Source organism: Pelatocladus sp. (assembly GCF_059505505.1).
Map to the genome: position 1 here is coordinate 1 of NZ_JCACKS010000244.1, position 11,422 is coordinate 11,422.

General features: G+C 41.7%; 11 protein-coding genes. 9 read left to right on the forward strand and 2 right to left on the reverse strand.

Annotation, left to right across the window (positions count from 1 at the left end; all coding sequences use genetic code 11):
* The first annotated feature begins 787 nt into the window (after positions 1-787).
* The 9 genes from AC5JMK_RS24700 (at position 788) to panB (ending at position 10,567) form a co-directional block, all read left to right on the forward strand.
* Positions 788-1,312: an SRPBCC family protein gene (locus AC5JMK_RS24700; RefSeq protein ID WP_096675908.1), complete on the forward strand. Its 525-nt coding sequence runs from the start codon at positions 788-790 to the stop codon at positions 1,310-1,312.
* Between the two features lie 191 nt (positions 1,313-1,503).
* A complete protein-coding gene (locus AC5JMK_RS24705) occupies positions 1,504-2,574 on the forward strand; it encodes an Mrp/NBP35 family ATP-binding protein (protein ID WP_096675909.1) in 1,071 nt (356 codons plus the stop codon).
* A 102-nt stretch (positions 2,575-2,676) separates the two neighbouring features.
* Positions 2,677-3,990: a rod shape-determining protein RodA gene (gene rodA / locus AC5JMK_RS24710; RefSeq protein WP_096675910.1), complete on the forward strand. Its 1,314-nt coding sequence runs from the start codon at positions 2,677-2,679 to the stop codon at positions 3,988-3,990.
* Positions 3,991-4,166: 176 nt separating this feature from the next.
* Positions 4,167-4,364, forward strand: a complete 198-nt coding sequence (locus tag AC5JMK_RS24715; protein WP_017310943.1) for an NAD(P)H dehydrogenase subunit NdhS — start codon at positions 4,167-4,169, stop codon at positions 4,362-4,364.
* An 87-nt stretch (positions 4,365-4,451) separates the two neighbouring features.
* Entirely contained in the window at positions 4,452-5,108 is a 657-nt protein-coding gene (locus tag AC5JMK_RS24720; protein WP_096675911.1) for an HAS-barrel domain-containing protein, read from the forward strand.
* A 121-nt stretch (positions 5,109-5,229) separates the two neighbouring features.
* Complete coding sequence (locus tag AC5JMK_RS24725; RefSeq protein ID WP_096675912.1) at positions 5,230-7,371, forward strand: cation:proton antiporter domain-containing protein; 2,142 nt, start codon at positions 5,230-5,232, stop codon at positions 7,369-7,371.
* A 304-nt stretch (positions 7,372-7,675) separates the two neighbouring features.
* Positions 7,676-8,395 (forward strand): energy-coupling factor ABC transporter ATP-binding protein, encoded by a 720-nt coding sequence (locus tag AC5JMK_RS24730; protein ID WP_096675913.1) that lies wholly within the window; start codon positions 7,676-7,678, stop codon positions 8,393-8,395.
* Between the two features lie 129 nt (positions 8,396-8,524).
* A complete protein-coding gene (locus tag AC5JMK_RS24735) occupies positions 8,525-9,670 on the forward strand; it encodes a ligand-binding sensor domain-containing protein (protein ID WP_096675914.1) in 1,146 nt (381 codons plus the stop codon).
* 120 nt (positions 9,671-9,790) lie between these two features.
* Positions 9,791-10,567, forward strand: coding sequence for a 3-methyl-2-oxobutanoate hydroxymethyltransferase (panB, locus tag AC5JMK_RS24740; protein ID WP_096675915.1), 777 nt, complete (start codon positions 9,791-9,793; stop codon positions 10,565-10,567).
* A 106-nt stretch (positions 10,568-10,673) separates the two neighbouring features.
* Here the strand turns inward: panB and AC5JMK_RS24745 are convergent, their stop codons facing one another.
* Both AC5JMK_RS24745 and AC5JMK_RS24750 read right to left on the reverse strand, forming a co-directional pair.
* Positions 10,674-10,928: a hypothetical protein gene (locus AC5JMK_RS24745; RefSeq protein ID WP_096675916.1), complete on the reverse strand. Its 255-nt coding sequence runs from the start codon at positions 10,926-10,928 to the stop codon at positions 10,674-10,676.
* On the reverse strand, positions 10,909-11,154 hold the full coding sequence (locus AC5JMK_RS24750; protein ID WP_096675917.1) for a hypothetical protein: 246 nt from the start codon (positions 11,152-11,154) through the stop codon (positions 10,909-10,911). Before AC5JMK_RS24750 ends, AC5JMK_RS24745 begins: the two co-directional genes overlap by 20 nt.
* Between the last annotated feature and the right edge of the window lie 268 nt (positions 11,155-11,422).

The following is an 11,422-nucleotide window of genomic DNA, read 5'->3' on the forward strand; positions in this document are numbered from 1 at the left end:
TGGCTAGTCTTGAGAGTATGCTCCTCTAGCAAGTTTTACCGCTCTAGTTTTTTTTCAAATTCTTTTCTATGTGGAAATTTTTTGGTATATATACTTAGCCAGATCAAATTAATAGACCTATCTTACGAAAGTTGGAGAAACCATAAAAACTAAATGTAAAGAAAAAACATATTTTCATGCTTAGTTGTAAGCAAAAGCTCACGTAAATTATTACAAAAATTCATGAAACACTCTTGTCAAAAAGTTCAAAGGAATACATATAAAGAAAAAATACCAGTATTTTAACTTTTCATGCAGTCCTATAAAGCGTGAAATCCAAACGCTGCAATGGTTGTGTCACCTCTAAGTCTTATTAGCTAACTCTTTACTTAGTTCTGTAAGCGACTGGGGTTTTATAACTCTAAACCAGCAAATCAAAAAGCAAAACTGTATAATTGCACACTATTTTCCTGTGCATTTCCGCAGTAGGTAGGAAGACATTAGACACTGATTAATATATTTATAAAAAATAGAAAAGATGGTTGATCTTGCAGATTTTACCTAAGACATCAGAAGTTTCAATGAAACGAGGAGTGAGAGGCAAGAAAGACAAAGGGGACAAGGAGGACAATTAATCAGTGATCAGTGATCAGTTATCAATCGCGTCTGTACAGTGATCAGTTATCAAATTAAACTGATCACTGTTAACTGTTAACTGATTCATTCCCAATCCCCAATCCCTAATCCCCAATCGCCGACCCCCAATATGCCAGAGTTACCAAAAAGCGTGTAGCGAGGAGATAAAAAAATGCGAGCTTGGTTGTCTAAATTCATCCACCGCAAACGTCGTTGGTTTTGCGCGACTCTGGTGCGAACATATCGGGAAATAAGTTCTGCTTCTGTTGATGAACTGTGGCAAAAGCTAGTTAACTTGGCAGATGTCTCCTGGCACCCACTGCTAAAGAGTACCAATGTTCCCTACGGACTAGTACCCAAACCTGGACTCATCTATCAAGCAGTGACACGCTTATCACCGATTCCAATACGTATTTTTGTCGAGCGTGTCAACCCTAGAGAATTATTGAGCATCAGAATACTAGCAATTCCTGGTGTTGAAGAACGGGTAAGTTACAAAATAGAGTCTACAGTTTGTGGTACTTATTTGTCGTATTCTGTAACATTACGTGGTTGGTTATCGCCATTGATTTGGCTATTTTCTCGTCCTTACACTGATCGCGTTGCTAAAGCCTTAATTGAGGCAGTAGAAAAAGGCACACTGCCAGCAGTTACAAGAAAGAGAAAATCTCTCAACGATAGCTGTTTTGATTTTTAGGAATGGGGATCGGGGATTGGGGAATGGTTATTCTCCGTGTCTCCCGTGTCCCTCGTGTCCCCCGTGTCCCCCGTGTCCCCGATCCCTGATCCCTGATCCCCAATTCCCGATCCCTCTAGAAAGTTAAGATGCAAGTAGACAATCATTGCTGTTTGTTAAAAATTATTGTGGCAGAAAGCACGAAATAGATTATGAACGATGTTCTTGATTCTCAGTCAGTCTTAGAAGTGTTGCGACCAGTTCAAGATCCAGAACTTCGTAAAAGTCTGGTGGAAATGAATATGATTCGTAACGTCAAAATAGACGCAGGTAAGGTAAGTTTTACCCTAGTATTGACGACACCTGCCTGTCCATTACGTGAATTCATTGTAGAAGATTGTCAAAAAGCAGTGAAAAAACTGCCAGGAGTTACGGATGTATTTGTAGAAGTCACAGCAGAAACTCCTCAGCAAAAAAGTTTACCCGATCGCACGGGTGTGATTGGAGTCAAGAACATTATTGCTATATCCAGTGGAAAAGGTGGCGTTGGTAAAAGTACGGTGGCTGTGAATGTAGCCGTTGCCTTAGCACAAGCAGGAGCAAAGGTCGGTTTGCTGGATGCTGATATTTATGGTCCTAATGACCCAACTATGCTTGGTCTGGCTGATGCTCAGATTGTAGTACGTTCTTCTGAAAAAGGAGAAATACTGGAACCAGCTTTCAATCATGGCGTCAAACTAGTGTCCATGGGTTTTTTGATTGACCGTGATCAGCCTGTGATTTGGCGTGGTCCGATGCTGAATGGTGTGATTCGTCAGTTTCTCTATCAAGTGCAATGGGGAGAACTTGACTATTTGCTCGTGGATATGCCACCGGGAACAGGAGATGCTCAGTTAACATTGACACAAGCAGTACCAATGGCAGGAGCAGTGATTGTGACGACACCGCAAACTGTTGCTTTATTAGATTCTCGCAAGGGTTTACGGATGTTTCAACAGATGAATGTCTCTGTCTTGGGTATTGTGGAAAACATGAGTTATTTTATTCCTCCAGATATGCCAGAGAAGCAGTATGACATATTTGGTTCTGGTGGCGGCTCTAAAACAGCAGCAGAATTAGAAGTACCCTTGTTGGGATGTATACCTCTAGAGATTTCTACTAGAATTGGTGGTGACAGTGGTGTACCCATAGTTATAGCCGACCCGGATTCAGCGAGTGCCAAAGCATTCAAAGCGATCGCTCAGGCAATTGCTGCTAAAGTATCAGTTGCTGCTCTGACATAAATCAAGTGTAATTTTTGTCTAAGTATAAAACTACGGGTCGGAATACAGATTTTTAGTACTGAGTAAATTTAAAATCTAAAAACTAAAGTCTATAGTCGCCCAATGTTGTTAAAAAGGTCACGTTCTTCATTTTTACAAATTCGCTGGAAATATTGGTTTAAGCCTTGGCAACAAATGGACTGGTTGTTGTTGTGTTTGCCAATCGGTTTGACAATATTCGGTGGCATTATGATTCGTAGTACCGAATTGAATCAAGGACTCACCGATTGGTGGTGGCACTGGCTAATTGGTGGGATTGGTTGTGTAATCGCCCTGGTACTAGCCCGTCTGCGTTATGAAAATCTGCTGCAATGGCACTGGATTACTTATACAATCACCAATATCAGCCTCACCGCCGTAATGGTAATCGGTCACAGTGCCAAAGGCGCCCAGAGATGGGTCAATATCTTTGGTTTCAACGTCCAGCCGTCAGAATTTGCCAAAATCGGGATTATTATTACCCTCGCAGCGTTATTACATAAACGCACTGCTTCTAACTTGGATAATGTTTTCCGCGCTTTGGCAATTACTGCTATTCCTTGGGGATTGGTGTTTATACAGCCGGATTTAGCAACATCACTTGTGTTTGGTGCGATCGTCTTGGGGATGTTGTACTGGGCAAATGCTAATCCAGGCTGGTTGATATTGATGATATCTCCAATTATTGCCGCAATTTTGTTTAGCATACCTTGGCCCTTTGCGATCGCTTTGTCGCAAGATATCAAGTTAGGACCGTTGGGGTTAATTTGGTCTGTAGTCATGGGTATTGTCGGTTGGCGCACCCTTCCTTGGCGGCGATATCATCTGAGTGCAATCGGTGCATGGGGTTTGAATATGTTTGGTGGTGAATTAGGACTATTTGCCTGGGAACACCTGCTAAGGGAATATCAAAAAGACCGACTCACTTCATTTATGAATCCCAAAGCTGACCCCCTTGGTGCCGCCTATCACCAAATCCAATCCCGCATTGCCATTGGTGCTGGAGAATGGTGGGGATGGGGTCTTTTTAAAGGGCCTATGACCCAACTGAATTTTGTCCCTGAACAGCATACAGACTTTATTTTCTCCGCCGTGGGTGAAGAATTTGGTTTCATTGGCTGTTTGCTAGTGTTAGCAGTTTTTTGCTTGATTTGCCTGCGCTTGTTGCATGTTGCCCAAACCGCTAAAGACAACTTTGGCTCTTTATTGGCTATTGGCGTGTTGTCTATGATCGTGTTTCAGATGATAGTCAATATTGGCATGAACGTTGGTCTAGCACCAGTAGCAGGAATACCCTTACCTTGGATGAGTTATGGGCGTTCAGCAATGTTGAAAAACTTCATCGCCTTGGGAATAGTCGAGTCAGTGGCTAATTTTCGTCAAAGGCAAAGGTATTAATTATTTGTCCTTTGTTATTAGTCATTTGTCAGTGGATAGGGAACAGGAATCACAGACAAAGGGAAGAAAGGGGAATCTCTCTTTGGTGATCCCCAATCTCCGTTCCCAATGACAAATGACAAATCGCCAATCACAAGTATTAAGCTATTAACAGGAAACAAGCGAGGATAAAAACCATGATCCTGCCTGGAGCAACTGTTCGCGTCAAGAATCCAACAGATACCTATTATCGGTATGAAGGACTTGTACAGAGAGTCAGTGATGGTAAGGTAGCCGTACTGTTTGAAGGTGGTAACTGGGATAAATTAGTTACCTTTCGTCTCTCTGAATTAGAAACTGTAGAAACAACCGCCGGACGTAAAAAAGCAAAATAAGTTAGTCCTTTGTCATTAGTAATTTGTCCTTTGTAAACAACCAATGACAAATTACTAATGACCAATGAGCAATGACTCTTGACCACTATGCGCCTTCCCCTGCCACAATTTAATCGAGGCGATCGCCATCCTAATCATTTTGCAGAGGTGATCCAAACGAGTACATGCGAGTTTTTAGCCCAGTGTTTGGAACCGGAAGACTTAAGCTTTCCACCTATGCCTCCTTTTGGCAGCTGGGTTTGTTCTGTCGATGAAGAATCAGGCAACCAGGTTTATGCTGTGGTATATTACGCCACAACTATGCCTATCGATTCTGTACACAGACCAGTGGCTCTGGGAATGTCGTTACAGGAGTTGCGAGAGGAACAACCACAGATATTTGCAATGCTCAAGACAGAATTCCGTGCTGCGATCGTGGGTTTTACAGTGGCAGCAGATAAACGGAATTCCCTAAATGATTCGTATCAATACTTACCACCACGCCCACCACAAATTCACCAACCAGTTTATAGATGTGAACCAGAAGCAATTATTAAATTTACAGAACAACTAGATTTTTTGCGGACTCTGCTTTGTGTAAATGGAGCGCCAGTGGATTCTTTAACAGCAGCAGCTATTCGAGAAGTGTTTTGGTTACGCAAAGCTGACCGACAATGGTTAGTGCAAGCAGGACGTACTCTGAGTGTACTGCTTAAAGACGACTACGATCGCCTGCGGTTTATTTTGAGCCAAATCCACCCATAGAGTTATCAGTTATCAGCTATCAGCTATCAGTAAACAACATAAGGTAAGTCGGCGGGAATAAACAAATGACCAATGACAAATGACCAATGACCAATGACCAATGACCAATGACCAATGACCAATGACAGAACTAATGTTACAAGTTCTTGCTGTTGAACCTACTGCTCAAGTTCTCGCCAAAGAACCCATTATTCCCTTTGCCATTTTGCTGGTAGTCATCTTAGTTGTACCAATTATATTTGAGCGACTAAGACTACCTGGTTTGGTAGGTTTGGTACTATCAGGGGTAGTACTTGGTCATCATGGCTGGAATTTATTTCCCATAGAAACACCAACCATGAGTTTACTTACAGACATCGGGTTAGTTTACTTGATGTTTGTTGCGGGTTTAGAATTCGACCTAGAACAGTTTCGCCGCCAAAAAATTCAGGCTTTTAGCTTTGGCAGCTTGACCTTTGGTATACCTTTCGTGCTAGGAGTGTTGCTAGGTCGGAGTTTTGGTTATGGCTGGAATGTTTCTGTATTAATTGGCTCGATTGTGGCATCCCACACCCTTTTAGCCTATCCTCTGATTAATGGTTTAAGAGTCACAAACAACGCAGCAGTTAGGACAACGATTGGGGCTACAGTTATCACCAATTTTGGCGCATTATTAGTCTTTACTTTATCTTTAGCTGCAAATACTAATTATTTAAGCTTTTGGCAATTTATTCCTTTTTTGAACTCACTCATTCTCTACACTATCTTTGTTTTGATTAGCTGCAATTGGGTAGGTAAAGAATTCTTTCGTCGTTCAGGAGATGATGAAGGAAACCAACTTTTGTTTGTGTTGTTGTCTATTTTTCTAGTTGCTTTCGGCGGTCAATTGATTGGGATAGAAAAAATTGTTGGGGCCTTTTTAGCTGGTTTGGTAGTAAATGAAGTTGTTGGCGAAGGTCCAGTTAAAGAAAAGATTGTTTTCGTTGGCAGTATACTATTTATTCCTATTTTCTTTGTTCATCTGGGTTTTCTCATCGATATTCCAACTTTTATTGATAGTGTGAACACACTTCAATTCACCTTTTTATTAGTAGTGGGTTTATTTGCCAGCAAATTTCTGGCTGCTTTGGGAGCAAAACTACTTTATCATTACAACTGGCAAGAAACCTTAACTATGTGGTCACTGTCATTACCCCAAGTGGGTGTGGCATTAGCCATAGCTGTAGTAGGATATGAAAATGGGTTACTCTCGTCGATATTATTAAACAGCATCATTGTCTTGATGCTGGTGACTTCAACTATAGGCTCATTAATGACTAGTCGGTTTGCTGTTGGTTTAACAACTTCAGCCATCAAAGGACAAGCATTCACTAATTCGCCTCAAATCGATTCTAGAAAAAGAGACAGTAGCCCTTTTACTATAGTTGTGCCAGTTTACAATCCTCAAACACAGCAATACTTAATTGAAATGGCAACTTTATTGGCACGTCAGGCTAATGGCAGAATCATACCATTAGCGATCGCTACAGCTGCGGCTCATATGGATGCTCCTCAATTAAATACTTCTTTAGAACGCAGCGAACGCTTACTGTTAAAAGCTACAAGCCTGAGTCGCGCCTTGGGTGTGGAAGCAGAACCACTGTTGCGAATTGATGATGCTTTTGCCCAAGGAATTAGCAGAGCAGCACGTGAACAAAAAGCTAATTTAATTTTGATGGGTTGGGGTAAGCGAACTGGGTTGAGAGCGCGTTTGTTTGGGAATGTGATTGATAATGTTTTATGGGCATCTCATTGTCCAGTGGCTGTGACTCGTTTGGTAGAATCACCAAGAAACATTCAAAGGATCTTAGTACCTGTAGAAAATTTTCTAACACCAACGTTGCAATCTATACAATTTGCTCAAATTCTTGCAGAGGCAAATCAAACACAAGTAACTGTACTGAGTGTCTGTGAACGCCGTACTAGTTCTAGTAAAATCGCATCCAGGCGATCGCAACTTTCTCAAATGGTATCAAATATATCTTCAGCTAATCCCCCAGAGATTCAAATTATTGCTCATGAAAATGTTGCTCAAGCAATTTTACAGGCAGCACGATTATATGACTTAGTTGTCCTACCTTTTGTACGTAATCGTACTAGTCCGGGTGGATTGGCAATTAGCGATGTTACAACTCTTTTGGTGAGACAACTGACTTGTTCAATTGTCATGCTAGGAGAACCACCACAACATACTCAATCGGTCACTTTACCAGTTGGTGTTCCTAGTCCTATCCCTGTAACTTAAGGACAAGGGAAGGGGGACAACTTATCAGTTATCAGTTAGCTAGAGACGCGATTATAGCACTTCTCACTCGATTGCAATACAGTCGGAACCCCACCCCGGCTTTGCTGACGCAAAACCTCCCCTCCCCGCTTGCGCTTAGGGGATTAAGGGGTGGGGTACGTATTGGACACAACCGAGAACTGCTATCTACTCTTACGAGCGTTTACGCGTCTGTACAGTTATCAAATTAAACTGATCACTGTTAACTGTTAACTGATTCATCCTTGATCCCTGTTCCCTTAATTACCAACTACTAACCAAAAAAATGTCACAAGCTCTTGTGGTTCAAAACCTAGTTTATGCCTATTCCAGTCGTGAGCCAGTTCTACGAGAAATTTCTTTTACCTTAAATTCAGGCGATCGCGTTGCACTGATGGGACCTACTGGTTCGGGTAAAAGTACTCTTCTTGAGAATTTAATCGGTTTAAAAGAACCTCAAGCTGGGAAGATTTGGATTAATAATATTCCCCTAGAAGCTAAAACTTTACCTCAAGTACGCCGTCAAATTGGTTTTGGTTTTCAAGATGCTAATGACCAACTATTTATGCCTACCATACTTGAAGATATTACCTTTGGACCGCGTAACTACGGTGTCTCACCTGCGATCGCTATTGATAAAGCTAGACATTTATTAGCTGATTTTGGTTTAGAAGCTTATGCTAATCGTTCTGCTCACGAACTGTCTGGAGGTCAAAGACGGCTTGCTGCTTTGGCTGCAATTCTAGCATTAGAACCAGATATATTGATTTTGGATGAACCAACCAACGGTCTTGATCCTGCATGGCGGCGTCACTTTGCTCAAATGTTATTAAAGTGGCAAGGTAAGGTTATGTTAATTGCGTCTCACGATTTACATTGGTTAGGGAAAGTCACTCAACGTGGTTTAGTGCTTTCTGGAGGACGTATTCATATAGATAGTGAAATTCACTCATTATTAAATGAAACTGATACTTTGGAAAAGTTAGGTTTACCTACAGATTGGTGAGACTTTTTTGAACATTTGGGATGCTCCCATTATCGAGGAAAATATCAACGCAGCTTGTCAAGTTGAATGATAACTGTTCATGATGCTGGGGAACACTGAACTTATCCTTAAGCCTTTCAGTGTCAAGTGATGGAAGAAACTGTCTCTAAAACAAATGCGATCGCTTTTTGCAAACGTAGTGGTATAGCAATAAGTTATCTCTTGCTGGGTTTATTAGCCATCCCAAGTTTAGATTTAGATACTCTAGTCCTAGCAAATCCAACAGAAAATAATAATACTCCCACGCCCAAAATCCTGAATGTTGATCCGTCTGAACTCACTCCTTCTTACCCAGCAAGCGCGCCACCGGGAAGAGTAGATCCCTTACCTGATGATCGAAATTTAATTGAAAATGTCCAAGAAACTGATTATCGCGTCAATGCATTGCAAGCAGATTATACTGGAAAGCTTTGGGTAGCTTCTTGGCGCGGATTATCTCGAATTGACCCCAATACTGGCAAAATATTAGCTCGTGTCAGTTTACCAAATACTGCTATTGCCGCTTTAGCCCAAGATAAAGTCGGACGTTTGTGGGTGGGAACCTATGAAGGATTAAAGCGAGTAGATCCCCGTAGTCACGAAATTACAGCCCAAAATTTATTTTTGCCTTCCAAGCGAGTTTTATCTTTGTTAGTTGACAAACGGGGTTATTTATGGGTCGGCACAGATAACGGCTTATCGTTAATTAGTCCCGACCAAGCCCTAATTATGACCACGTTAAAAAATTTACCTGGTGTTAGTGCTAACGCCTTAACTTTAGACGTAGAAGGTCAACTCTGGGTAGGGACACTCGATGGAGTAGTGCGAGTTAATACCGCCAATGCTTTTATTATGAAGCGAATTGAGAATTTACCAGGTACAACAGTACAAGCTTTAGCTACAAGTCCTGATGGCTTAATATGGGCAGGAATGCCAAATAATTTGCTAGTAATCAATCCAAAAACTGGTGCTATATTGCGCTCAGTCACTCGTTTGCGGGGACGTGACGTGGAATCAATACGTTTTGCTAAAGATGGGAGTGTGTGGGTCGGCACCAACAATGGTTTGCTACGATTGAATCCAAATACTGGTGCTGTACTAGATGAAGTTCCTGGACTTCCTTCTAGTCGTGTACTTGCCCTTGCTCCTGATGTTGGTAATAAACTGTGGATTGGCACCACCGAGGGTTTAGCTTGGTTAATGCCAAAAATGACAACTGCAAAGCCCCATCTTGCTTTTACTCGCGCTGTGAAGTAATGATTGGGGATCGGGCATGAATCAGTGATCAGTTATCAAATTAAACTGATCACTGTTAATTGATTAGTTGTCCCCCGATCCCCGACCCCGAATCCCCGACCTCTAATCCCCTAATCCAAAATGGCAATCACTACCCGACAATTAATTCAATACAAACAACAAGGACGCCAAATTGTGGCGTTGACTGCTTGGGATTATGCGATCGCTCAACTTTTAGATGCTGCTGGTGTAGATTTAATCTTGGTAGGTGATTCGATGTCAGTAGTGTTGGGGTATGAGACAACACTACCACTTACCTTGGAAGAAACACTCCACCATGCCAAAGCTGTACGACGTGGGGTGAAACATGCTTTGATGGTCGTAGATTTACCGTTTTTGACGTATCAAGAAAGTGTTCGACAAGCTATGCACTCTGCTGGACTGGCGCTGAAAGAAGCGGGAGGACAAGCTGTCAAATTAGAAGGTGGCTATCCGGCAATGGTAGACACTATTACTCATCTGGTGCAAGCAGGAATTCCGGTGATGGGCCATGTGGGTTTGACACCGCAATCATTCCATCAAATTGGTTTGCGCCAACAGGGGAAAACCGAGACAGATAGGGAACGAATTTTACAAGAAGCGATCGCTCTCGAACAAGCGGGTGTGTTTTCTATAGTCTTAGAGCATATCCCCAGTGACTTAGCATTTGAAATCACCCAAAACCTCAGTATTCCTACGGTTGGAATTGGTGCAGGTGTCCATTGTAATGGACAGGTATTAGTCACTTCTGATGTACTCGGACTCTCGGAAAAACAGCCACCCTTTGCGAAAATGTATGCAAACTTGCGCGAAACGATAACTCAAGCTGTGCAAGATTATAGCTTTGAAGTCAGAGAACGTAAGTTTCCAGAAAAATAAATTGAGAAGATAGATGCGTTTGTAGTCAGGACTTTAGTCCTCTAATTTTCAATCACTAAAGTGCTTACTACAAACCTATGTATTTGGGATTAATCAAAACTCAGGTTCAGACTCTAGCAGAGCTAACTTTTTGGTGTTGCTTTTTATTTTTGAGGATGTTCAAATAGTTATCAGCATAGCGAAAAGCAGATGCACAATCGTAATTAGCAATAGCTATAGCTTGCAAGACAACCTTAACGGGGGTTTCAAACCCTGAAAATTTTTGGATTAACTTCAATATATCCACATCGGTTGCAGGTGATGTAGTATCTTTTACCTGTTCTGGCTGATCAAAAGTATCTTCAATTAGTGGTTTGAACATTTAGCACCTCCCCAAAAGCATAAGATGCAAATCCTGTGATGAAATTGAGCTGTTGATCACGAGTTTGCAAGGTGTCTGGGAGTTCGGTACAGGGACATCCGATCTCTTTCAAAATCTCCAAGCAATATGCACTCACTTCTTCGTGTGAAGCTTGCTCCCACTCCAGAGCGACTCCTCTTGCTATCTCCAGATTGACTCGGATTACCGTTCTTGCAGGGTTGGTCATAAATTTACCCTAATAAAACTGGATAATTTAAGTTTTGATCAGAGCCGTAAATTTGCGTAACAGTGTTTTTGCTGAATTTATCTGAAGAGGAAATAAGAAAATCAGCGTATTTACGGAAAAACTAAAAGAGCGATCGCTTAATATCATCTCATCACCTCCAGCCTTTTCGTCAAGATAGAATACCTAAATACTCTATTAACAATAGAATCACAACTGCTCAACGGAGTTCAAAGACTCGACGACGAGTATCAAAGACTCGACGACGAGT

What these genes read in the sequence shown, in the direction of transcription:
- AC5JMK_RS24750 (WP_096675917.1), bottom strand. Translation starts at nt 11,154, where the DNA reads ATGACCAACCCTGCAAGAACGGTAATCCGAGTCAATCTGGAGATAGCA.
- AC5JMK_RS24735 (WP_096675914.1), top strand. Translation starts at nt 8,525, where the DNA reads ATGGAAGAAACTGTCTCTAAAACAAATGCGATCGCTTTTTGCAAACGT.
- AC5JMK_RS24725 (WP_096675912.1), top strand. Translation starts at nt 5,230, where the DNA reads ATGACAGAACTAATGTTACAAGTTCTTGCTGTTGAACCTACTGCTCAA.
- AC5JMK_RS24715 (WP_017310943.1), top strand. Translation starts at nt 4,167, where the DNA reads ATGATCCTGCCTGGAGCAACTGTTCGCGTCAAGAATCCAACAGATACC.
- AC5JMK_RS24705 (WP_096675909.1), top strand. Translation starts at nt 1,504, where the DNA reads ATGAACGATGTTCTTGATTCTCAGTCAGTCTTAGAAGTGTTGCGACCA.
- rodA (WP_096675910.1), top strand. Translation starts at nt 2,677, where the DNA reads ATGTTGTTAAAAAGGTCACGTTCTTCATTTTTACAAATTCGCTGGAAA.
- panB (WP_096675915.1), top strand. Translation starts at nt 9,791, where the DNA reads ATGGCAATCACTACCCGACAATTAATTCAATACAAACAACAAGGACGC.
- AC5JMK_RS24720 (WP_096675911.1), top strand. Translation starts at nt 4,452, where the DNA reads ATGCGCCTTCCCCTGCCACAATTTAATCGAGGCGATCGCCATCCTAAT.
- AC5JMK_RS24730 (WP_096675913.1), top strand. Translation starts at nt 7,676, where the DNA reads ATGTCACAAGCTCTTGTGGTTCAAAACCTAGTTTATGCCTATTCCAGT.
- AC5JMK_RS24700 (WP_096675908.1), top strand. Translation starts at nt 788, where the DNA reads ATGCGAGCTTGGTTGTCTAAATTCATCCACCGCAAACGTCGTTGGTTT.
- AC5JMK_RS24745 (WP_096675916.1), bottom strand. Translation starts at nt 10,928, where the DNA reads ATGTTCAAACCACTAATTGAAGATACTTTTGATCAGCCAGAACAGGTA.